Below are 22,874 nucleotides of genomic sequence, written 5' to 3'. Positions count from 1 at the left end.
TATAGCCGCAACTACCTGGATATCGCAGCTTTCCATCGATCATACGCATACGTGGTTCAAAAAGAAGGAAGAGATTCACACGATGACTAGTGCTAAATCAGAGAGTTCCGAGAAAAATGCCGGTGATGAAACCTTGGGTTTTGACACTCGGGCTATTCATCACGCATTCGATCCCGCAGAATTTAAGCGATCGGTTCAGCCGCCTGTATTCTTGACCTCCACTTACGGTTTCGAGAGCGTGGCAGCAAACGAAGCTGCGGCGGCCCTCGGCGGCCGGCTCTATGCGCGGGAATATAATCCAACGACCGAGATTCTCGAGAAGAGGCTCGCCAATCTGGAAGGTGCCGAAGCTGGTCTTGTTCTCTCGACTGGGATGGCCGCATTCGGCACACTCGTCCTGTCGCTGCTCTCGCAAGGGGACGAACTCATCGTCCATAAGACTCTCTATTCGAACACTGTCGCGATGGTCGAACAAGGGCTTCCCCGTTTCGGAATCAAGGTCGTTCCCGTTGACCTCTCGGAACCGTCAAATCTCGATGCAGCTATAACCGACAGGACACGCCTGGTTTACTTCGAAACGCCGGTAAATCCGCTGAGCGCCATTCTGGACATTGCGGCGATTACGAACCGAGCTCACGCCCGGAATATCAAGGTGGCCGTTGACAGCACGTTCGCTTCCCCAGCACTTCAACGCCCGATCGAGCACGGGGCTGATATTGTCCTGCATTCGATGACCAAGTATATCAACGGTCATGGTGACACGTTGGGGGGTGCGTTGCTCGGCGATGCTGAAACGCTTCACATGCTGCACGAAACAGGTTTGCGCTATATTACCGGAGCGACGCTGTCACCGCATTCAGCCTTTCTCATCATGCGTGGGCTTAAGACCCTCTCTCTACGGATGGATCGTCATAGTGCTTCAGCCCTTGCGATCGCTCAGATGCTTGAGGCTCATCCTGCCGTTGCTTGGGTGAGCTACCCTTTCCTCGATTCCCATCCCGATCATGCAATAGCACGCAAGCAGATGGGTCAGGGGTCAGGCATGCTCGCTTTTGGTCTCAAAGCAGGTTTCGACGGGGCGCGGAGAATTTTTGACCGGTTTCAATTGCTGACACGCGCTGTAAGTCTGGGCGACACCGACAGCCTCATTTACCATCCGGCGAGCATTATGCGAGCGCGCCAGTCGATAAGAAAGGACGCGCATCTCGTCGACGGTGTCAGCGAGGATCTCATTCGCCTTTCAGTGGGGCTCGAAGATGTCAACGACCTTATCGCCGATCTGCGAAAAGCGCTGCAGATCTTGTAAGGCAGCGCAGCCGATGCCATGATTGAGGGATCGTTTGATCAATCTGCAACGTCTTTGGCGTTGTCGATGACATTGGCTGCGATACCAATCTCTCGCATTGAGCGCGTGCATCAAGGCCGCTTAAACCTGCGAAGCGGCCAAAGGCTTCTCGAACATTGCTCAGGGATGCCTTCCTCTCCCGCAGCGGCCTACGACCGCGAAGAGGTCCTTGATCTCCTTCGCGGTCGTAGGCCGCCATCGAGAACCGCGGAATGAGATCGTGGGCAACCATCGTCGCGGAATTTCCTCAGAGCGCGGCATCTGCGGGGTATATATATCAGCGCCATGCCGCAAACGGCCTGTCTTCCTTGCTCAAGGTTTACCGGCTAACTCCCACTGAGCGACACATTCCTTCACCAGCCACTGTCCGGCTGGACCGAGCGCCTTTTCCTTCCTGTAGGCAATGACCAGAGGGAAAGATGGCATCCAATCCGACCCTTCCCAACTTTCCGGTCTCAGTTCGACGAGGCGCCCCGTCGAAAGATCGTTCTCCACACGCGAGCGGGGCATTGAACCCCAGCCGATACCAGCAAGAATGAGGTCGTATTTGGCCTGGAGATCGTTGACCCGCCATCTGTTGGCGGCAAGGACGCCATAGTCCCGCCCGCTGTCCAAATGGGGAGCGGGGCTGATGACCAACTGAGTGTGGTCCCGCAATTGTGTAGCGCTGAGTGGTCCCTCGATCCGGCCGAGCACATGCGTGGGGGCAGCGACAGGAACCAGATTGATCCGTCCGCACACGCGCCGTTCGAAATCCTCCGGCTGGCGTTCGGCAAGCAATGCAAGATCGACAATTCCATCCCGCAGAGCCGTCGCTGCAGCATCAAAGGTTTCGATCAGAAGACGTATTTCGACAAAGGGGAACTCCACATTGAATGCGCTTAGGACACGGCTTAAAAGATCCGGCGGCGCATAGCTGACGACAGCTAGAGTGAGTTCTGCCTCCAACCCCTTTGAAATCCCCTGGGCCTGATGCCGCCAGTCTGCAACGTCGTCAAGGATGCGTCGCGCCCGCGGCAGCAACGCCTTTCCCGCCTCGGTCAGCGTCGGACGATAGGCAGAGCGGTCAAAGAGGGGGAGCCCGCTCTGCTCCTCCAATTTCTGAATGGTGTAAGTGATCGCCGATTGCGCTCTGTTCATACGACGCGCTGCCGCAGCGAAACTGCCTTCTTCAACTGTGGTGGCGAATACAAGGAACTGGTCAAGGGTCAGCGCATCCATAGCAATTACCAATCGGATTGAGCGTTTGCGGCGCGCGCGACACGAGCCCGCGAAGGGCAACTCTATCGATTTTCTTGAATAAGAAAAGCGAAATTAGACCGCTTTCTTTGGTTGTTTTTGTTCGTAGGATCAGCAGCAAGCCAATCCGAACGAAGGCATGCGGCTTCCTACCGAGCCCCAAAGCGCCTCTGGCCGCGAATACCAACAGGTGCTTGTTTCACAACCTCTTCTGGAGACTCAGATGTCACACAGCTCAACTCTTCTTTCAGCACCACCGGCTGCAAGGTCTATGCAGATCGGGCTTTGGGTGGCCCAAGTGCTCATTTTTGTCGCCTTTACAGTATTCGGTTGCATGAAGTTGTTCATGCCAATTGATCAGTTGGCGGCTATGTGGGTTTGGCCCGGAGACGTCGCGCCCCGGTTCCTACGGCTGATGGGTCTCATCGATATTGCTGGCGGCCTCGGCATTCTCCTGCCTGCCCTCACCCGCATCCTACCCCGACTGACGGTTCTGGCCGCCTTGGGATGCGTCCTGCTACAAATCGCGGCCATCATTTTCCATACCTCACGCGGTGAGCTGTCGGCCCTGCCGCTGAACGCCATCCTGCTCCCCATCTGCCTGTTCATTCTATGGGGCCGCGGGAAGAAGGCCCCGATCGCGCCACGCGGGTGAAGGGTGACGGCTGCGAGACAATATGTCCCTGATGGACAACCTCATTAACCTGATCCTTATTTCTCTCGGAGTTCTGCATGAAGTTCTATTACAGCCCGGGCGTCTGTTCTCTGGCCTCCCATATTGTTCTGCGCGAAGCCGCCATGCCATTCGCGCCCATGCGCGTTGATTTGCGGACGCATACGTTCAACAACGGCGCCGACGATTATTATGCTCTCAATCCCCGAGGCTACGTGCCGCTGCTGGAGCTTGCCGATGGCCAGCTGCTGAGCGAAGGGCCTTTGATCATGCAGTATGTGGGCGATCAGGTTCCGGAAAAGGGGATTGTACCCGCCTGGGGTTCGATGGAGCGATATCGCCTGATCGAAAGGCTGGCCTTTATCAGCAGCGAGCTACACAAGAATTTCGGCCCTCTGTTCGATCCGCGAATGCCGCAGGATGTGAAAGCCATCTATCATGAACGTATTTGTGACCGCTTCGGCTGGCTGGAACAGCAGCTTAATCGTCGAGACTACATGATGGGCGCCAAGTTCTCCGTTGCCGACGCCTACCTGTTTGTCGTCTGCAACTGGGGCAAGATCGTCGGTGTTGACCTGACAGCCTTCGAGAACCTCCAATCGCTTCTCGGCCGCATTGCTACCCGCCCATCTGTGCAGGAAGCGTTGCAAGTAGAAGGGCTAGTATAAAGCAAATTCACCGGCGCGGCATGCGGACTCAAGTCAAAACACGCGCCGGTACTTATGCCGTAAGACCGATGTCCTTCTTCATGGCTAAGGAGGCTGGCCCTACACCGATCTTCGTAGATTGCTTGGATAGACCGAGCCCTCAAGGAGGAGGAGCCATGGCAGGTTATTTTAATGCTATGTAAGTTGAGGGATCAAGAAGAGAAATCCGAACGGCAATATGCGTCCCCGCAGCTTCGCCCATCAGTTGTTGAATGTCCTCTGCAAGGTCTGTGAGCCTTTTGCGAGTGCGCTCTGGTTTAGGCAGAATAGCAAGTTCAAGATTTACACTTGGAAGACCGGCCATAGCATACACCGACATGACTGCGAATTGGCAGGCGGTGATATCCACCTGCAACCTCGCACAGAGCAACTTACCCAACGCCGGTAGAGTTGCTTGGATTTCGTGGCGGACTCGCTCAGGTAGGCTATGATCCACGTAAATCTTCACATTTGGCATCGGAACGTCTCATATGGGGTTTAGGACGAAATTGAACGGCGAACGCCACTGCGTTTCCCCGTTCACGACCCGTTCATATGGCGCTATCAGGGTTTCCTTGACGCCAAACACCGCATCAGATGAAAGGTAGTTGTCGTCTCCTACGAAGGTATGGGTTACGACCTTTTGGAAGCCTGCCGCAGTGACGATGTAGTGTATATGCGCCGGCCTGTAGGGATGTCGGCCGAGATGGTTCAACATCTGACCGACGGGCCCGTCGTCTGGAATAGGATACGATACGGGCTTGATCCCGATGAAGCTGTAGCCGCCGTCGGGGCCTGTCACAAAAACACCGCGGTTGTTCCACTTGGGTTGGAGCGCGGGCTGCTGCACATCGTAATACCCTTCGGCATTATCCGACCACACATCGATAATCGCGCCTTCGATTGGATGACCATCCAGATCGACAACCCTGCCCTCGAAGAGACAGCTTTCGCCTTTGCCGTCGAGCGTAATGCTATCACCCATCTCGCGGCGAGGTGCTCCAGCCACGTGGAACGGTCCAAGCACGGTATTTTCCGTGGCCCCTGGCTGTCTGCGGTTGTTGATGGCATCTACCAGCATAGATACACCAAGGGTGTCAGATAGGAGAATGAACTCCTGCCGTTCCTCTGAACAGATCTTACCGGTTTCGGTCAGAAACCGGATTGCGGCTTCCCATTCCTGTTGAGAAATACGCGCCTCTTTGATGAAAGCGTGAAGATGCTTTACGAGCGAACTCATAACCTCCCTCAGGCGAGGATCGATGTCAGCGGCAATCCGTTCGTTCACAGCCTCGACGGAGGCGGCTTCCGTGAAGTAACCTATCATTGCTGTTCCTCTCGTCATTGAAAGAATTCGTCTGCATCCGACCTCGAGGTGCTTTGTCTGCCCGCGGAGGCCAAGCATTCTGAACCGAGCTTCCACATGATGCGTATCACCGAAGGGATGCTTCGCTAGGAACTGGGCCTTACCCCTTCCCATGCCTTCTGAAGCAAATCCCGGATTGCAGCGGGCTCCAGGGGGCGGGGATTCCAGTAAGAATTGCTCATGGCGATCTTCACTGCTGCATCAAGATCTTCGGCGGTCACTCCCAAGTCGCGGAGCCTCCTCGGGGCACCGATGCCGAGCGCGAAATCATAAAGACCCGTACCAGCACGTCGCGCTCCGAGTGTTTCCGCTACGGGTGCGAGAAGGTCCGGAACCGCTGCTTCTGTGTAGGCTATCGTGTGCGGCAGAAGAATAGCGTGAGTTTCCGCATGCGGCAGATCAAAGCTTCCTCCCAGCGTGTGACAGAGCTTATGATGCAGAGCCATTCCGACCGTGCCGAGAACGGCACCACAAAGCCAGGAACCGTAAAGTGCGTCTGCGCGGGCAGCGCTCTCCTGCGGATTCGCGACTATTGCTGGAAGGGCTCGGTGTAAGGCGGCTATCCCCTCCAATGCCATCATCGAGGCTATTGGATTACGATCCTGAGCATAGAGACCCTCCACCGCGTGCGCCATGGCATTGAGGCCGCTCGTGACACTCATTGCAATGGGCAGGTTGTAGGTTAGTTCGGGATCGTAGATGACCGTTTCAGGAAGTATTGAAGGGGCTCGAATCGTCGTTTTGATGCCGTTTTCGGTTTGCCCGAGGATTGGTGTAACCTCCGAGCCCGCATAGGTTGTTGCGATGACAAGCTGTGGCGTGTCATTCCTATAGGCAATGGCCTTGCCCAGGCCGATCGTAGATCCTCCACCGAAAGAGACGATGCAATCTGCCCCAAGCTTGTCGTAAACCGAAATGGCCTCCATCGTCACTTCGACGGGAGTATGCATCGTTGCCCGCGTGAACACTCCGGCTGCAAGGGCTCCAAGCTTTTGAGCGAGTGCCTCAGCATCAGTGTGTTGAAAAGGGGTCGACAGGATGAGCGCGCGGCTCGCGCCAAGCTGACGTATTTCCTCAGCCACTTTGGAAATCGTTCCGCAACCGAAGATAACGCGCGCCGTATTGCCGATATATAGAAACTCACGCATGGCTCTCTCTCATGACGACGGTCTGCCTGAGCCCATTTTGGTCTCCAAGCTCTTCCTGCGTCGTCTCTTCACCTAGGTTATGCTGGATCGAATTGAAACCGCATTGCTTGGCCATCTTGCTCTTGGAATTCACATACGCATGGTTTGCCGGATCGTCGCCGACGATGACGACGGCAAGGCCCGGCTTGACGCCGGTTTCCTTCTCCAGGAAACTCGCAGCTTTGGTGACAGCCGCGATCACGGATGCCGCCGCCCCTTTTTCATTGATTTCAAGCGCCATGATCACCCCATGCGCTCCGAAGCGTAGGAACCGGGGCTCGGCGGGAAGACGACGGTGCGGTTGCCGTTGATGAAGGTGCGGTGATGGATATGGGCGTGGATGGCGCGCGCCAAGACCTGGCTCTCGACGTCGCGGCCAAGCGAAACATAGTCATCCGCGCTCTGCGCATGGGTGATGCGCACCGTGTCCTGCTCGAGGATCGGGCCTTCGTCGAGATCGGCGGTAACGTAGTGGGCCGTGGCGCCGATCAGCTTCACGCCGCGGGTATAGGCCTGCTTGTAGGGGTTGGCACCCTTGAACGACGGAAGGAAGGAGTGGTGGATGTTGATGATCTTGCCGGACATCTTCTTGCAGAGGCTGTCGGACAGGACCTGCATGTAGCGGGCCAGCACGATGAGCTCGGTGCCGCTCTGCTCGACCAGATCGAGAAGCTGGGCTTCGGCCTGCGGCTTGTTTTCCTTCGTCACCTTGATGTGGTGGAAAGGAATGTCGTTGTTGACCACGAGCTTCTGGTAGTCGAAATGGTTGGAGACGACGCCGACGATGTTGATCGGCAGGGCGCCGATCTTCCAGCGGTAGAGCAGGTCGTTCAGGCAATGGCCGAAACGCGACACCATCAGCAGCACCTTCATGCGCTCTTCGGTGTCGAAGATCTCCCATTCCATCTCGAACCGGTCGGCGATAGGCTTGAAACCTTCGAGCAGTGCCGGGCGTTCGGCGCCTTCTTCGGAGAGAAAGCTGACGCGCATGAAGAACTTGCCCGTGTCGAGGTCATCGAACTGGGATGAGTCGATGATGTTGCAACCCTTTTCCGCCAGAAAGCCGGAAATCGCGGCGACAATGCCGCGTGTCGTCTTGCAGGATACGGTCAGGACATAGTTGTTCATTTCTTCACCAGGAATGCCTTGAACAGTAGAGGGCTTGATACGGCAGGCCAATCCCAGGCGCCTGCGATGACCATCTTGTTCATGGTCATGCCTGTGCCTCCGGCAGATCTACAGCGAGCCCGCCGAGTGCGTTTGTAATCTTAATCTGACATGCTAGTCTGCTGCGGCTGCGTCGTTCCGCGACCGTGCATTCCAGCATCTCGTCTTCAATGTCGGTGAGCGGAGGCAATTTGTCGATAAACGCTTCGACCACGTAGACGTGACAGGTTGCGCACATTGCAGACCCGCCACACTCACCGATAATCCCGTCGATCCCATTTGAGATCGCAGCCTGCATTAGAGTTTGACCCTCCTCAGCAGCCACCTCCCGGGCGGTGCCGTCATGAGAGCGATAGATGACAGAAACCATTCGACTGCCTCCTGGGTCAGTGTTTCAGGAAGCGGACACGCATGCTGTCGAGTGCATGAATAGCGTTATTGGGCCGCCAAGTGGGGGCATCGACCAACTCGATTGCACCTACTTTTTTGGCGATGACCGTGAAAACAGCCTCCGCTTCGGCACGAGCGACGTTTTGACCGACGCAGCCGTGGATCCCCACCCCAAGAGCCAGATGCCCAACTGGTTTCCGTTCAATTTCGTACCGGTTGGCTCTTTGCCATTTGCGCTCATCCAGATTGGCAGAGCCAAGGACGCAAAGGATCTTTGTGTCCTTGGGAATCGCAATGCCATTCACCGCCGTGTCAAGACTGGCCGTACGGCAAAAGGAATGGACTGGCGACGTGTACCGCAACGCTTCTTCGAAGGCGGGACGCGCGAGTTTCGGGTCAGCTTTGAGTTTCTCAAACTCCCCCGGATTCTCGGCCAAACACCAAATCGTGTTGCCGATCCCGGTGACCGTCGTATCGACGCCGGCTGAAAGCAGCGATCTTACAAGCATCCCTGCTTCTTCTTCTGTGATTTCCCCCGCGTCTGCAGCCGCGTAAATCGTGGCACCAAATCCCGCCGGTAGGAGAGCCTCGCGTTTACATTGTGCCGTTATCCACGGAACGATCTCAGACGCCTTCGCCCATCCAGTTCGACGAAGCTCATTGTCAGGCCCGAGAGCATTAAAACCGACCGCTCCATAGTCGACAAGGGCGCGCTTGTTGATCTCCTGTAGTCCGACAGCTGCCGGAAATACCTTTACGGGGAACGCTTCTGACAAATCTCCCACCGCATCAAACTCACCTATCTCAAGCAGTTCATCGACCAACTTTTCGGCTTCTGCGGCGAAGGAATCTTTCAGCTCGCTGACCGCCCGCGGAGAAAGCGCCCGTGCGATCACAGTTCGGGTTCGTGTGTGATAAGGAGGATCAACCTCCAGAACGATAGATGGCGCTCGCCAAGGCTTCGCTACGGAAAAATCGATAAGCCCTACGCCCCGAGAAGAAACGAAACGTTCCCAATCCGAGAATACTTCTCTTGTCTCGTCAAAGCGGCCGCAGGCGAGCATCGCGTAGCGTGGGATATATACGAAGGCCCCCCTTTCTCGCAGCTCTGCGTAAAAGGGGACAGGGTTTTTCAATATCTCCACGTCATAAGGATCTACATCCCAGACCGGTATGTCATGCGAAACAGCGGTGGCGATATGATCTTCTACGAACTGCATGGAGTCCTCCCAAACCTGCCATTCTCAATTGGCTGCAGATAGTCCAATATACTGGTCAAGCCGGCTGGCGTTTCCGACCAGATCAGCAGATAGCCCTTCGAACACGATCTTCCCTTGATCGAGAACGACGACCCGGTCGGCGAACTTAAGCGCGAGCCCAACATGTTGCTCGACGAGAACCATCGTGTGCCCCCTGGCTGCGAGTTTCTTGAACACATCCATGAGCATTTCACAGATGACGGGGGCCAGGCCCTCAAGCGGTTCATCGAGTAGTATAATCTCGGGCCTGCCCAACAGGGCCCGCGCGATAGACAACATCTGCTGCTCGCCACCCGAGAGTTGGCGTCCGCCGTTATGTCGCCGTTCCTTCAATCGCGGAAACAGATCATAGGCCTCATCGAGGCTGGAACCGTTACGCAAACCCGCGATCAGATTTTCCTCGACAGACAGCGACGGAAAGATGTCCCGCGTCTGAGGGACGATTCCGATCCCCAATCTGGTCCTCTCATGGGTGCGAAGTCTGTCTAATGGCTCTCCCCGTAGGTTGATTCTACCAGCGTGTTGGCGTGTCTGCCCCATGATCGTGGCAAGGGTGGTGGTTTTCCCCACGCCGTTTCGCCCGATGATGGCGAGACGTTCGCCCTTTGAAACACTCAAAGATATGTTGCGAATGATGTGCGTTTCGCCATATCCGGCGACAACACCATTGAGCTCCAGCAGCGCCTCAGCCATGCACGCCCCCCAGATATAATCGGCGAACCCGCAGATCCGCGGTCACCTCCTCCGCCGTGCCCTCTATCAGCACCGCGCCGCTCACCAACACAATTATGCGATCCGCAACCTCGAAAACCAGCTGCATATCGTGCTCGATGATCAACACCGAGAGGTCGGACGGAAGGCGTTTGATGGCTTCCACGATCAGGTGGCTCTCTGTCGATGGGACTCCGGCCGCTGGTTCATCGAGGATCAGTATCTTCGGCTTCAGGGCCAAAGTCAGAGCTAATTCCACGAGCCGCTGATGTCCATAAGCCAAGCTTCGCACCTGGCGATCCGCTAACGGAGACAAATTGAAACTACGAAGGAGCTGGTCGATTTCATCCTCTACACCGGGCCTGCCGTCGGCTCGGGAAAAGATGCTTGAACTCAGTCCTTTCCGCTCGAGTATCGGTAGCCGCAGATTTTCCCGGACCGTGAGATCTCGAAAAAGATTGGTGATCTGGAAGGTCTTTGCGATCCCTGCTCGAACACGCCCGGCCTCGGACAAGTTGCCGATGTCCTTTCCATCCAGGAGAATGGATCCAGAGGTGGGTTGCAGAACACCCGTAATCAGATTGGCAAACGTGGTCTTGCCGGCGCCGTTCGGTCCGATGAGAGCTGTTCTGGATCCAGGCGGCAGACTGACGTTGAGGTTCTGCGCGACTTGCAAGCCTCCAAAGCTCTTGGACAGACCGTTGATAGCGAGTCCTTGAGCCATCATGCCCTCCTGAGGAAGCGAACGAGCCGCGCGGGGAGCGAAACAAGTCCATCGGGCAGTGCGAACACCACGACCAGCAACATGAAGCCTATGACGAACAGCCAGTTGAAGGGGTCAATGCTCGCTGCAACATGATGAACGGTCATAAATATGAGGGTTCCGATCAGCGCTCCGTATAGCCGACCTGCCCCACCGAGGATCAGCATTACCATGACGTCGGCCGAAAGAGAGAAGTTGAAAACCTCGAGCCCCACCAATCCGGTGACCTGAGCGGCAAGCGCTCCGGCTATTCCGGCGATGGCACCTGCAATCGTGTAGACCGTGACTTTCCGGCGGTAGACCGGCGTACCGATGGCGCGCATGCGGCTTGCAGAATTTTTGATTCCCCTTAGGGCAAGTCCAAAGGGCGAACTGACAAGAACATGACACAACACCAAAACGGCGACGAGAACGCAGACACTGTAGATAAACGCAACCTGGCCCACAAAATCGAACTCAAAGAAGCCCAGTATCGGAGACACTGAGATGCCCGGAAGACCGTCAGCGCCGCCGGTCAACCAGCGGGCTTTGGACGCGGCTTCCTGAAGAACCATTGTCACAGCAATCGAGATGATCAGGAGCGTCATCCCGTGAGTTCGCAAAAGCACCAAGCCCGATGCCCAGCCGATCAGGGCGCCGGCAGTAGCACCTATGAGAAGCCCTACGAGCGGGTCCGGTGAGATGTGCAATGCGAAGAGTCCGGCAGCGTAGGCGCCGCAGCCATACATCGCCGCGTGGCCGAGCGTCGCGATCCCGGCGTATCCTAAGATGAGGTCGAAGGAGAGGACGAACACCATCATGATGACGATCCGCGTCAGAAAAGCGAGATCGTAGGGGAACAGGAAGAACGCGGCGAATGCCGCAAGGATGACGATTGCGATCGGCCAGAGAGAGCCGAATAGAGGTATTGCCCTTCGCGTGGACACTCGGGGAGTTACGAGATCAGTCATCCCGCCCTCCCCAGCAAACCGTTCGGACGAAGGGCGAGCAGCATGATGATCGCGAGAAAGAAGAATATCGGCCCGATATCAGGCAATAGGTATCGGCCAAACGTATCCAGTATCCCGAGACCTAATGCGGCAAAAAAGGAGCCCGCCACGCTTCCGAGCCCACCTACGGCGACGACAATCAGAAATAAAACCATGTAACGCAGCGGGTAATACGCTTCGATCGGTAGCAGTTCGGCACCCAGGATGCCGCCAGTCGCGGCAAGTCCGGCCCCCAGTGAAAACGCGGCGAGATACACACGAGGCGTATCGATTCCCAATGATGCAGCTGCGTTCCTGTTGTCGACTGCGGCCCGCAGATAAATTCCAAAGCGGGTCTTTTCGACCAGGAGCCAAAGCCCTGCCAGCAGAACCATGCCACTCGCAATGACCACGACGCGGTGGAACGGTAGGGTCTTGAAGCCTAGATTGACGGCTGTGGTGAAAACCTCAGGACTGCGGATCGCAAGGATCGTCGATCCAAGAAAAAGATTCACCGTGGCAATCATCAGGAACACGATCCCGACAGTCGCGAGCACCTGCCCCAGTTCATCAAATCCATAGATGTGCCGGTAAAGCAGCCGCTCTAGGGGCGCCGCTATGACGACGACCCCGAGTACCGAAAGCAGGAAAGCCCCCAGGAATGGCATCCCCATGCGGATTGTGAGCACATGAGCCATTGCGCCCCCAAAAAGAGCAAAGCCCCCATGCGCCAGGTTGATGATCCGCATCAGGCCCATTGTGATGGAAAGACCGACGGAAATCATGAATAGTATCATGCCGTAGGCAATGCCATCGACGAGGATGCTTAGAATGATCGACATTCACGAAACCTATTGATTGAGACAAGCGGTTACGCGGGCGTAACGGGAAAGGACTCGCTACGCCCGGCCTGCATCACTGACTATAACCGAGGTCGGCGACATTCGGGATCGTGGCGAATTCCTTGTTGATGAGGTACCCATCAGATCCACGCTCGACGCGCCTGATATACACGTTCTGCACCACGTGTCGTGAAACAGGATCAATTTTGATGGGACCGCGAGGACTCTCCCACTCCATGCCCTTTGCAGCTTCAACGGCTTTTGGGCCGTCACCCCCTGCCGCCTTAATCATCCTGTAAATCAATTCGACCCCGTCATAGGCGCCGACAGAGGCAAGGTTGGCACGCGAACTGGGATGCAGTTCCTTCAACTTGGCGACGAAGCTCTTGTTGAGCGGAGAGTCATGGGCGCCCGAATAGTGATAGGCGGTCACCAGTCCTATCGCCTGATCACCGAGGGCATCAATCGTCGTTTCGTCGGTTTCGCCCGTGCCGTAGAAGTTAATGCCAGCAGCCCTGAGTCCATTTTCATTGTAGGCCTTTGTAAAGGCAAAAGTAGCGGGTCCGGCCGGCAAGAAGGCGAACACGGCATCCGCTCCGGAATTCTTGATCCGCTGCATGAATGGGGAAAAGTCTGTCGTGTTCAGCGGCATCCGGATTTTTTCGACGATCTCGCCACCATTCTTCTGGAACGTGCTCGAGAAGGCGGCTTCTGCATCCACCCCAGGATTGTAGTCAGTTACGGCGGTCACGACTTTCTTGGCGCCGTTCTTGGCAGCCCACTCACCCGCAGGCGCCGAGACCTGCCAGAGTGTAAAGCTCGTTCGGATGAAATACTCAGACTGCTTGTTGATCGAAGAAGTGCCCGCATTGAATATGACGGCTGGGACCTTCGCTTGTTTGATGAGCGGAGCGACTGCAACAGCGTTAGGTGTAAAGTCAAAGCCTGCCAGATATTTGACCCCATCACGGATCAAAAGCTCCTGAGCCGCGGCTTTACTTGCGTCGGCATTGGGACCTCCGACATCCTTGTAGATGAACTCGACCTTATGGCCAGCGACCTCGCTGCCATGTTGCGCCACGTAGACGTCGATGGCTTCGCGGAATTGCTTTCCCCAGATGGCGTTGGGGCCGGAAAACGTCGCAATTACCCCGACCTTGATGGTTTCGGCGGCGGCAGTGCCGCTGGTGAGTGCACACGCCGCGGCAGATAAAGCCAGACAAACTGTCCATCTAACAATTTTCATTTTTTCTCCTCCCAACCGGCATTGCGTCCGGCACGCATCTCGGCGCCAGATGCGCCGAATGTCTCCCCACGGATAATAGTACGGAAACCGTACTATATGTCAAGAAGTCTGCATGTTGTGCTCTGTCCCATTTGGGAAGGTTGCATTGCACAAATGTGTGCTTCTTATCCACGGATTACCCCATCCCTGTATACATGAGGAGGGTATAGTCCTCCGTGAATGATAGTCAGCTTACCTGACTATCATTCACGGAGGACTTGCTTTGAAGTCAACCTCGCTGACGATATTGGCTGATCCATTCAGATGTCTTTCGGACGCCGCCGAAAGGATAAAAATGGAGGCGGATCTCGCCGTGCTCGGGAGGAGACAAAGCGCCGACATAGTCATTGACGAGGCGATCAGGCCCCGCATTTGTGAAGAGCTGCGAGATTGAAAGGCCATATCTCATCAAGACTGCTGTCGATGCAGAAACGCCACAAACGGCCGCAAAGCGCAGGAGTGTCTTGACGCTCGCAGGACCCGGCACGCCGACGTGAATCGGAACCTGGATGCCTTCCTGGCGAACGCTGGCGATCCAGTTCAGCACTGGTTCCGAGGCAAAGGTAAACTGGGTGATGATCGACCAATCAAGGCGCCGTTCCCCAAGTATCCGTGACTTTTCGAGAAGCGCGGTGAGGAGCATTCTGTGATCTTGAACAGGATGGCCCTCGGGATGACCTGCGACGGCCACGTGTTCGATGCCGCACTTTTCCAAAACACCGCTGCGCAGGATTGCCGCGGTATCGGCATAGGGGCCTTTGGGAGAATCAAGATCACCGGCGAGAACCAAGAGCCTTTTCACCTGAGCCTGCTTGGAAAGTTCGCAAATGAATTCGGAGAGTTCGATCTCTGAGTGAAATCGCCTGGCTGCAATATGTGGCATGGGCTCATAACCCGCAGCACGAACCGCTTTTGCGGCCGCTATGCGATCAGCATGCGTTTCGTTTACGAGAAATGGCACTGAGATGATTGTTCCAGCTGGAATATCAGCCTCCAGGTACACCAGTTGCTGAGCATCCCGCACCGTAATCTCGAGCGAAAACTTGTCTAGCACAAGGGAACATTTGCTCAGACACGGCGCCGCAGTTGAATTCATAGCTATGCCTCCTGTCCGTTTGCCTCGCAAACGGGCCACCAGATTTTGCTTTCGTAGGAACTCTACCGGGCGGCGGGAAGACCACGAGCTAAGCCGGGACTGGCGCGCGTTGCCAGTCCCTAAGGCTTTCGCCCTAGCTTGCCGAGGCTCAGCCGGATACCCGGTACGCTCGACTTAAGTGATTGTGGCTCGTTTCAGTTTCTGCACTGAGCTCGCGTAAGGGACAGGTGCCACCGTCGCACGAACCTTGAATTGGGCGTGTTTCTCTACATGTGGCTTGCGTGATCCGCCACCCGGTTCTCCCCAGGTCAACACGACTTCGGTACCGGGTGCGCTGCTTTGCGGGTCGAGCATCGCGAGAGAGAGCATCGCCCCCTCATTGTTGCTATACCCGCAGTGGCACGAGTGTCCCACCAGCTGCCCGCCCACGCTCCGCACCTCATCGAAATGCGGCCATCCGTAATACGCCACCGGAAACTCCAGCGCCTTGTATCGCGGCCCCTCGCCAAACTGGGAGGCAAAAATCTCGGTGACGTCGTCTTTGTGCCAGACAAGCGTGACCTTGCTTCTGCGTTTTTCGGCTGGAAATGCTTCCAAGGCTTCGCGTCCAATGAAGTCATGGTCAAATTTCAGGATATGACCATAGCCAAGGTCCCAAGGCGTCACATAGTAGTCCTCGATATTGTCGGACAGGAAGCTGCCACCGAGCTGAGCGTTTGCTTCCCACCCAGTCCCGGAGAGCCACTCGCGAAAACCTCGAAGCTCTTCGCCGGTGTAGATCCCAGGCAGCGGATACGGCATCCAACCGAATTCGAAGATGGTGCTGAAGTATGTCTTTGTCCCGCCTTGTTTGAGCCCGTATTTTTCGCCAACTGCGAGAAGAGCAGAGCGTACGCGGTCCATCTCTTCGTATGGCCCGGACAATTCGGCGCCGAGGTGCCCCGCCATGCCGTGGCGAAGAACCAGAACATCGCACCCGCCGAGTTTAACTTTCGCCGTGCGGAAAAACGCTATTTCAGGGGCGCCACCTTCGACCGCATCGTGGAAAATGTGGCCAGCATTCGGTCCCTCCAATTGGAAACGATAAAACCACCGTTTGCCCTTCGGATTGTAGGGTGTCGGGTCATCGCGTTCGATAGTTACGTTGTAGCCACCCTGCTCGGCATTATAGTGAACCCAGTTCAAAACGGGCATTCCACTGATGAGTTCAAAGGTCTCTTCGTCGAGCCGGTAGATTACGCAGTCTCCGATAACGTGGCCCCGCGGCGTACATGCAACAAATTGCTTGGCGCGGTCGATCGTGAAATTGGCCAGACTATTGATCCCAACCCGCTCAAGCAATTTGAGCGCGTCGGGGCCTTTCAGCATGAGCTCGGGCATATGATGAGATTGATCGAAGAGGATTGCCGTTTCTCGCCAAGCACGCTGCTCATCTCGCCAATTGGTAAATTCGGGCGGGATGAACGCGGCGGTGAGACCTGTTCGGGCGCGATAGTGCGGCGCCACCGTTTCATTGAAGAAATAGTCGACCAGATCGTTTTTCTTTTCATCGACCATATTCTGCAGCGATTTGCCGCCGTTCGCCTTTACCATAGTGTGCTCAGCCTCCTCAGCATGTTAACATTCTCTCCGCATCTACCCCTGGCGCAGGAGTTAAATCTCGACCGCCGTGCACAAGACAGGTAGCGGCACAGGTTCGCCCATGATTTAGCAAGCAGAGGCAGCCAACGGATGAAACCACAGGCCGCCCTGGCGCCCTATCAGTGGCTGCCCTCCCACCCTTACTCTCCTCTGCGGCAAACCTGAACTTGCCAATCCATTTTAGTTCGGATACCTGACCATATAACTGAGCGACCGACACTGTCAATCGCCTTGACTCAGGGGCTGGAAAATTGCGCTGAAGACGTTTTATCGTTGAGGTGCATCATCAAGGATATCGAGCATGATTTTACGAAACGCATGGCGGCGAAACAACATCGGGCGTCGGATGAATGAAGCCGTCAGGCTTTTCGAGGGCCGTATCATCGAGAACTTGAAATCAAACGGCCACAGCGAACTTACCGCAGCTCATATAAATCTGACGCGTAATCTCGATGAGGACGGAACGCGTCTGACCGAATTGGCCCGGCGCGCCTCCTTAACGAAGCAGTCGATGAGCGAGCTAGTGGATCAGGTAGAGCAAACTGGGCTTATCGAGAAGCGTCGCGACCCCTCGGACGGCCGAGCCAAGCTTGTGTGCTTCACCGAAAAGGGACTGGAATGGCTCGAGGCTTTCCATGAGAGCCTGGAAGTTGCTGAAAAAGAAATGCGCGACGAGCTTGGCTCGGCGATGGTGGACCTGATGATCGAGGTTCTTGGCAAGTATGTCGAGAGTCAGGCAGCCGAGATGAAAGGGCACCAGTAGATTGACATTAGTCCGGTTTCCTTACTATGTTTCTGTGATTGCAGAACATGGGGAGGTACACCGTGACCGAGGAAGTTTATGACGTTGCGATTGCGGGCGGCGGTCCATTCGGCCTGATGCTCGCAAATGAGCTCGGGCGCCGAGGGATTTCGGCTGTCATATTTGATGAGAAGCCTTCGACTGCGGTCAATCCACAGGCAAACGCGACTCAGGCCAGGACGATGGAGCACTATCGGCGGCTAGGCTTTGCCGAGGAAATACGTGCTTTGGGTCTGCCTGCCGACTTTCCCACCGATATCGCTTACTTCACCCGATATTGTCGGCATGAACTCGCCCGTTTCCGTCTGCCCTCGGCAAAGGAGGCACGCGAAAAGGTGTCTACTCTGTCGGGCTCCTGGAGTGCTGCCGAGCTGCCACACCGCGTGTCGCAAAAGTTCGTCGAGCAGGTTCTTCGCCGACATGCCGAAGCGTTGAACTCCATATCGGTGAACTACGGCTGGCGCATTTCCGGATTCGAAGACAATGGAGAGGAAGTTTTCGTCAAGGCGACGCCGACCGAAGGTGGGGCCACGCGTTCCATTCGCTGCAACTACCTGATCGGCGGAGACGGGGCGAAAAGTTTCGTACGTAGGACCCTCGGTATCCGCTACGAAGGGGACGGCGGCGCGGTGAGGGATTTTTTTGGCGGCCGCATGTTTGCGCTCTATCTGCGATGCCCGCAGTTTTACGACGTCGTGCCGTTTCCTCCGGCTTGGATGAATGTCACTTTCAACCACGACAGGCGCGCCTTCATGGCGGCGGTGGATGGCAAAGGTGAGTTTGCATTCCACACACAACTGCGAGAGGGGGAAAAAGACGAGGACATTTCCGACGATCAGGCACTGGCCATGTTCCAAGCGGCCGTGGGATACCCTGTCCAGGCGGAAATCCTCTCTCGCGGGACATGGATGGCCGGTTACGCCCTTGTGGCGGAGCGATATCAGGTCGGACGCGTTCTTCTTGGAGGTGACGCTGTCCATCTTTTCACACCTGCAGGTGGTCTCGGATACAACACGGCGATCGATGATGCCGTCAATCTTGGTTGGAAACTTGCCGCCATGATCAAGAAAAAGGCGCCGCCTTCGCTGCTTGCGACCTACGAGATCGAGAGACGTCCGGTGGCTGTTCGCAATACCGGTTTTGCCAAGCAATTTGCCGAGTCAATCGGGAGCTACACACCGAAGACCGGTCTGGAAGACGACTCCGAGACGGGAGCGGCGCTACGCAAAGAAGCAGGCGAATACCTTGAAGCTCACGGCCGCGCGGAATTCAGCATACCTGGCATCACCTTCGGCGCGCGCTACGATCACTCGCCGCTAATCTGCTCCGAACCGCTCACTCTGAGCGAGGATCTTCCGAATGTCTATAGTCCCACTGCCGCCCCAGGTGGAAGAGCTCCACATTTTTGGTTGGAAAATGGGGTGTCGCTGTACGATCGTTTTGGCTTTGAGTGGACGCTGCTGCGACTTCAACCGTTTTCAAATCATGGGGGGAAACTCATCGAAGCAGCTGCAAGCGCGGGTATGGATCTGACGGTCCTCGATGTCGATTCGAGCGAAATTTTCGATCTCTATCAGCAACCCCTCATTCTCATCCGCCCTGATCAAGTTGTCGCTTGGCGCGGAGATGCCGACATCGATGCGGCGAGCATAATTGATAGTGTAACAGGGCGTCTGGATGCCAGAGAAGTTGGTAAAGCTAGTCAACAAGCCGAGGTGACCTTGTGAAGGACCGTCCCTTCGGGGGTCGGTCAATAGTCCCGTTGCGGCCCGGCACGGGTGTTACTCTTTCAGGGGCCGCTGTCCGATTACCAAGTCAGATTGTCGATAGACATCGAGAGTGCGACCATTCGCTACGGCAAGACGTGCTCCCCAGACGGTCAAGCCTCCGGCTCCGGTGTCTCCGTTTCGACTGTGCGAGGCCACTCGGCTGCCGTCATCGATATTCAGAATATGGAGGTTACCCTCCTTGTCTAGAACAAGGACCATCGAGCCGAGAACCACTGGCCGCCCCAGCATTTCGTTCGGAAACGAAGTCGTCCAAAGCTCCACCAGAGCAACGGAAGACCGAAAGAAAGATCGCTTTCGACTAAGTACCACGCGCCGGATAGTGCCGAGATCGTCTGCAAGCAAAAAGCCATCTGGCAAAGGCACGAGGACTTTCACCGCAGCATCTGGAGGCAGGACGAGGCGAGCAGCCGGTCTACCGTCGGCAAGGTAATAGGCAAGTAGCGCACCGCGAGCGCCGACGACGACGAGATCGTCAACGATTACCGGCATGAACAAATACTGTTCGTATGTTGTCGACCAGAGACAGCGACCGCTATCGGCAGACATGACAAACAGGTGAGGTGTGCTTTCGCCGAACCTCGTGCCATCGACAACGGTTGCATGTACGACCGTTTCGGCCGTAGCGGCGATCGGATAGCTGAAGCCGCCGCTGTCGAAGGTCCACAAGACGGCTCCCGATTGGGCGTCCAGGCACCAGGTACGATGGCCCTGACCTATTTCAGCCACCACAAGGCGCTCGCTACCCGCAAGGCAAGGGACGCCCATATTCCTATTTGCTGCAGGTGCCTTCCAACGCAATCGGCCGTTCCTGTCATATGCGAGAACAGAACCTTCAAAGCTGCAAAGATAGATTGTTCCATCCGGCCCGACGACCGGTTCGTTCGCCACATGGGCCACTGTCGTCCGCCAGTGCTCGGTGCCAGTTTCGCAATCAAGTGCGAGCATCACGCTCTCGAAGAAACTTCCCTTGTCATAATGGAAGACCTGATACAGGATATTATCAGCGAATACCGGCGTCCGGGCCCTGACGCGCCGCTCGTTTGCGAGCCTTTTCGTCCAAAGCGGAGTGATTTTCATTCGGCGCCCTCGAATCCGATCAGCATGAGACCCCGCGTTGAGGATTGCGTCGCCAAAAGGCGCGCAATATTTACTGGAGAACAAGCTTCCAACAACAAAAGTTGTTAGAAACAAGATAGCCCATTTTGAGCTGTGCTGCCATTTTGGAGTATGACGGTTTTATGAATTTTGGTTTCCAGAGTTGACTCGAAGGCCAGATCAACCAGAGGCTAGGCGCCTATCCGTGCATCTCATCGAAGGTTTGCGCAATCAATAGGGACACCCGGAGCCATGATCAATTTGCGCTCTACTTGTTTTCTCCTATCGGGTCCTGTCTTGTTCCCCATTGTGGTCATCGCTTCGCTGACCATCTGCACTTTGGGAGAGGCACGTTCGCAGTCGCCGGACCTCGCTTTGCCAAACTTGCCTCAGGGGGGCGAGCAACCTGCCGAATACGCCTTCGGCGATGCGGTCATGAAACGAGACCAGCATGCCTGGGGACCAGTCTTTGATGCGCTGGCGCCGCGGTTCGGCAAGGCGAGGCTAAGGGTTGTTCACTTGGCATTGGCAGCGACCGTCGATTCCGAGAACATTCGGCGTCATTTCGACCGCGAGATGGTTGATCGACGAAAATGGCGTCCGGTCTTGCAGGAAACCCGGCCCCACAACGGCTGGGCTTACGGCTATGAGAGCCCCAATGGCCGTCATGTATTCACGCTGGTTGGGCTCAGGCCTCGCCCCGGTGAGTCAGTTGTGCCATTGAGCATTGTGACGACGCTCCCCAACGGCTCGTAATTTCGTGAGTTGAGCCACGGCATTGGCTCCGCCACTTCATCTCGAACAACCTATATATATATATATATATATATATATATATTGTCCCTCGGTCGCAAAGGCGGAGGACGGCATTAACGTATGCCTATTTGACGCTTTGGCGCACTCGTCGAAGGAAACTGGCCCACGTTACCCAAAATCAAAAGCAGAGGCGGCAATGAATGGAGAGGCGGTCCGGGAAACCTGAACATCTGGGATAAGTGAAGTTTCTGCCTGGCTTTTGCATTGATGCCGAAAACAGGAGAGAACATGACCGAGACGACCGCGCTCGGAACCGCAGCCCGAGCTCAAGGCAAAGATGGCGCTTGCCGCTAGGAGGGGCGAACAGACGCTTGTGGAACTGTCCCAGCAGTTCGGCGTGCACCCCAATCAAATCAAACAGTGAGAAGAGCAATCACGACTGGCGTCTTCGGCGATTGGACCAAGGCGGAGCCGGCGGTCCCCACAGACCATCTCAAAATCCTGCCTGCCAAGTTCGGCGAACTGACACTGGAGAACGATGCTCCTTATAGCCGCGTGTCTCCACTACGATATCCGGTCCGCTCGGCAAGGTGGGCTCGCTGAACGGAAAGAATGATGGATCGCGAGAACAAGTTGCCGCTCGCCCGCCAGGCAAGACTTCTCGGCTTCAGCCGTGGCAGTGTCTATTGTCGGCTTCGTCCTGTATCGACGGTCGATCTGGCCTGATGAACCGGATCGACGAACTGCATCTCGACCACCCGTTTTCCGGAAGCCGAATGCTGCAAGGGCTTTTGACGGCGGATGGACTGCAAACCGGATGGTTGCACGTCGTCACGCTGATGAAGAAGACGGGTATCGAGGGCGATATACCGTCGCCCGAACACTTCGAAACCGGTTCAAGGTCTATCCCTATCTTCTTCGCAGCTGGCGGTCGCCAGATCCAATCAGGTCTGGGCGATGGGCATGACCATATTCCGATGGCGGGGCTTCGTCTATTTGTGCGCCGTCGTGGACTGGTTTTGCCGGAGGGTTCTTGCACGGCGGCTGTCGACCATGATGGAAGCGGACTTCTGTATCGAAGCAGTCGAGGAAGCGCCTGCCCGTTATGGCACACCCCGACGTCATTCAACAATGATCAGGGCTCGCAGTTCGCCTTCATCGAGTGGAGCCGGCGGTCGATCAAATACGAGGAGGTCTAAGCTTGCGTTTCTGCGCTTATCGCCAATGAAAATTAATCGCTCGGGTGTTGATCACTCAACCTGCAGGCAGAGGTACTTCACCTCCAGATAAGCCTCTATCCCGTATTTCGAGCCTTCCCGACCCTGGCCGGATTGCTTGATGCCCCCAAAGGGCGCCACCTCAGTGGAGATCAGGCCGGTATTGATGCCGACCATGCCGTATTCCAGTGCCTCGGCCACCCGGAAAACGCGCGAGAGATCTTTGGCATAAAAATAGGAGGCCAAGCCGAACTCGGTGTCATTGGCCATTTCGACGACGTCGTCTTCGGTCTCGAAGCGGAACAGCGGCGCGACCGGCCCGAACGTTTCTTCGCGCGCAACCTTCATCGCGGAGGTCACGCCCGTCAAAATCGTCGGCTGGAAAAACAGGCCGCCTCTTTCGTCCCTCTTGCCGCCCACAGCGACGATACCGCCTTTTTCCAAGGCGTCGGCAATATGCTCCTCAACCTTCTGCACGGCCTTTTCGGTAATCAGCGGCCCGGCAACGACCCCCGGCTCGAAGCCGTCTCCGACCTTCATCAAAGAAACCTTCTCCGCAAGCTTCTCGGCGAAAGCATCATATATGCTGCCCTGGA

Annotated in this window: 22 protein-coding genes and 2 pseudogenes; 7 read left to right on the top strand and 17 right to left on the bottom strand. The window is 56.1% G+C overall.

From position 1 onward, the window contains the following. Window positions 1-82: 82 nt before the first annotated feature. Window positions 83-1,306, top strand: a complete 1,224-nt coding sequence (locus C5L13_RS20175; RefSeq protein WP_105385074.1) for a trans-sulfuration enzyme family protein — start codon at window positions 83-85, stop codon at window positions 1,304-1,306. A 351-nt stretch (window positions 1,307-1,657) separates the two neighbouring features. On the opposite strand, the gene C5L13_RS20170 is transcribed toward C5L13_RS20175, so the two are convergent. Further along, window positions 1,658-2,566, bottom strand: coding sequence for a LysR family transcriptional regulator (locus tag C5L13_RS20170; RefSeq protein WP_105385073.1), 909 nt, complete (start codon window positions 2,564-2,566; stop codon window positions 1,658-1,660). Between the two features lie 241 nt (window positions 2,567-2,807). On the opposite strand from C5L13_RS20170, the gene C5L13_RS20165 reads away from it, so the two are divergent. Next, window positions 2,808-3,239 carry a DoxX family protein gene (locus C5L13_RS20165; RefSeq protein WP_105385072.1) on the top strand — a complete coding sequence of 144 codons (432 nt, stop codon included), beginning with the start codon at window positions 2,808-2,810 and terminating at the stop codon, window positions 3,237-3,239. Window positions 3,240-3,316: 77 nt separating this feature from the next. Continuing rightward, complete coding sequence (gene gstA, locus C5L13_RS20160; RefSeq protein ID WP_105385071.1) at window positions 3,317-3,925, top strand: glutathione transferase GstA; 609 nt, start codon at window positions 3,317-3,319, stop codon at window positions 3,923-3,925. Window positions 3,926-4,088: 163 nt separating this feature from the next. Here the strand turns inward: gstA and C5L13_RS20155 are convergent, their stop codons facing one another. From C5L13_RS20155 to C5L13_RS20090, 14 genes and pseudogenes are all read right to left on the bottom strand, one after another. After that, window positions 4,089-4,421, bottom strand: a complete 333-nt coding sequence (locus C5L13_RS20155) for a hypothetical protein (RefSeq protein ID WP_245571378.1) — start codon at window positions 4,419-4,421, stop codon at window positions 4,089-4,091. Window positions 4,422-4,430: 9 nt separating this feature from the next. Then, a complete protein-coding gene (locus C5L13_RS20150; protein ID WP_105385070.1) occupies window positions 4,431-5,270 on the bottom strand; it encodes a dioxygenase family protein in 840 nt (279 codons plus the stop codon). A 125-nt stretch (window positions 5,271-5,395) separates the two neighbouring features. Continuing rightward, window positions 5,396-6,457: a maleylacetate reductase gene (locus tag C5L13_RS20145; protein ID WP_105385069.1), complete on the bottom strand. Its 1,062-nt coding sequence runs from the start codon at window positions 6,455-6,457 to the stop codon at window positions 5,396-5,398. A 46-nt stretch (window positions 6,458-6,503) separates the two neighbouring features. Then, window positions 6,504-6,737 (bottom strand): annotated as a pseudogene (locus tag C5L13_RS20140) (tetrahydrofolate dehydrogenase/cyclohydrolase catalytic domain-containing protein); the annotation flags it as partial. Between the two features lie 2 nt (window positions 6,738-6,739). Continuing rightward, on the bottom strand, window positions 6,740-7,624 hold the full coding sequence (purU, locus tag C5L13_RS20135; protein ID WP_105385067.1) for a formyltetrahydrofolate deformylase: 885 nt from the start codon (window positions 7,622-7,624) through the stop codon (window positions 6,740-6,742). A gap of 85 nt (window positions 7,625-7,709) precedes the next feature. Next, window positions 7,710-8,033: a 2Fe-2S iron-sulfur cluster-binding protein gene (locus C5L13_RS20130; RefSeq protein WP_105385066.1), complete on the bottom strand. Its 324-nt coding sequence runs from the start codon at window positions 8,031-8,033 to the stop codon at window positions 7,710-7,712. Window positions 8,034-8,049: 16 nt separating this feature from the next. After that, window positions 8,050-9,273, bottom strand: a complete 1,224-nt coding sequence (locus C5L13_RS20125; protein ID WP_105385065.1) for a cytochrome P450 — start codon at window positions 9,271-9,273, stop codon at window positions 8,050-8,052. A gap of 24 nt (window positions 9,274-9,297) precedes the next feature. Then, window positions 9,298-10,005, bottom strand: coding sequence for an ABC transporter ATP-binding protein (locus C5L13_RS20120; protein WP_105385064.1), 708 nt, complete (start codon window positions 10,003-10,005; stop codon window positions 9,298-9,300). Continuing rightward, a complete protein-coding gene (locus C5L13_RS20115; protein WP_105385063.1) occupies window positions 9,998-10,747 on the bottom strand; it encodes an ABC transporter ATP-binding protein in 750 nt (249 codons plus the stop codon). Before C5L13_RS20115 ends, C5L13_RS20120 begins: the two co-directional genes overlap by 8 nt. Then, a complete protein-coding gene (locus tag C5L13_RS20110) occupies window positions 10,747-11,736 on the bottom strand; it encodes a branched-chain amino acid ABC transporter permease (protein ID WP_105385062.1) in 990 nt (329 codons plus the stop codon). The genes C5L13_RS20115 and C5L13_RS20110 overlap by 1 nt, the downstream gene beginning before the upstream one ends. Beyond that, a complete protein-coding gene (locus C5L13_RS20105) occupies window positions 11,733-12,596 on the bottom strand; it encodes a branched-chain amino acid ABC transporter permease (protein WP_105385061.1) in 864 nt (287 codons plus the stop codon). The genes C5L13_RS20110 and C5L13_RS20105 overlap by 4 nt, the downstream gene beginning before the upstream one ends. A 73-nt stretch (window positions 12,597-12,669) precedes the next feature. Then, window positions 12,670-13,842 carry an ABC transporter substrate-binding protein gene (locus tag C5L13_RS20100; RefSeq protein ID WP_105385060.1) on the bottom strand — a complete coding sequence of 391 codons (1,173 nt, stop codon included), beginning with the start codon at window positions 13,840-13,842 and terminating at the stop codon, window positions 12,670-12,672. Between the two features lie 268 nt (window positions 13,843-14,110). Beyond that, complete coding sequence (locus C5L13_RS20095; protein ID WP_105385059.1) at window positions 14,111-14,977, bottom strand: methylenetetrahydrofolate reductase; 867 nt, start codon at window positions 14,975-14,977, stop codon at window positions 14,111-14,113. A 174-nt stretch (window positions 14,978-15,151) separates the two neighbouring features. Then, on the bottom strand, window positions 15,152-16,570 hold the full coding sequence (locus C5L13_RS20090; protein ID WP_105385058.1) for an aminomethyltransferase family protein: 1,419 nt from the start codon (window positions 16,568-16,570) through the stop codon (window positions 15,152-15,154). A gap of 394 nt (window positions 16,571-16,964) precedes the next feature. Between C5L13_RS20090 and C5L13_RS20085 the strand changes: the two genes are divergently transcribed. Further along, entirely contained in the window at window positions 16,965-17,381 is a 417-nt protein-coding gene (locus C5L13_RS20085; RefSeq protein WP_105385057.1) for a MarR family winged helix-turn-helix transcriptional regulator, read from the top strand. A gap of 62 nt (window positions 17,382-17,443) precedes the next feature. Next, complete coding sequence (locus C5L13_RS20080; RefSeq protein ID WP_245571377.1) at window positions 17,444-19,147, top strand: FAD-dependent oxidoreductase; 1,704 nt, start codon at window positions 17,444-17,446, stop codon at window positions 19,145-19,147. 54 nt (window positions 19,148-19,201) lie between these two features. Here C5L13_RS20080 and C5L13_RS20075 read toward each other — a convergent pair whose 3' ends face one another. Next, window positions 19,202-20,287 (bottom strand): outer membrane protein assembly factor BamB family protein, encoded by a 1,086-nt coding sequence (locus C5L13_RS20075; protein WP_105385055.1) that lies wholly within the window; start codon window positions 20,285-20,287, stop codon window positions 19,202-19,204. A gap of 270 nt (window positions 20,288-20,557) precedes the next feature. Here C5L13_RS20075 and C5L13_RS20070 point away from each other — a divergent pair, with 270 nt between their 5' ends. Both C5L13_RS20070 and C5L13_RS29325 read left to right on the top strand, forming a co-directional pair. Next, on the top strand, window positions 20,558-21,061 hold the full coding sequence (locus C5L13_RS20070; protein ID WP_105385054.1) for a hypothetical protein: 504 nt from the start codon (window positions 20,558-20,560) through the stop codon (window positions 21,059-21,061). A 267-nt stretch (window positions 21,062-21,328) separates the two neighbouring features. Next, a pseudogene (locus C5L13_RS29325) lies at window positions 21,329-22,257 on the top strand (DDE-type integrase/transposase/recombinase); the annotation flags it as partial. A gap of 54 nt (window positions 22,258-22,311) precedes the next feature. On the opposite strand, the gene C5L13_RS20060 reads toward C5L13_RS29325, so the two are convergent. Beyond that, window positions 22,312-22,874, bottom strand: a 563-nt coding sequence (locus tag C5L13_RS20060) for an aldehyde dehydrogenase family protein (RefSeq protein WP_158693483.1), incomplete at its 5' end; no start/stop codon positions are given.

Origin of the sequence: Neorhizobium alkalisoli (assembly GCF_002968635.1) — a bacterium.
Lineage (GTDB): Bacteria > Pseudomonadota > Alphaproteobacteria > Rhizobiales > Rhizobiaceae > Neorhizobium > Neorhizobium alkalisoli.
The sequence above is the reverse complement of the archived record's forward strand: the minus strand, read 5'-3'. Positions and strand labels throughout refer to the sequence as shown.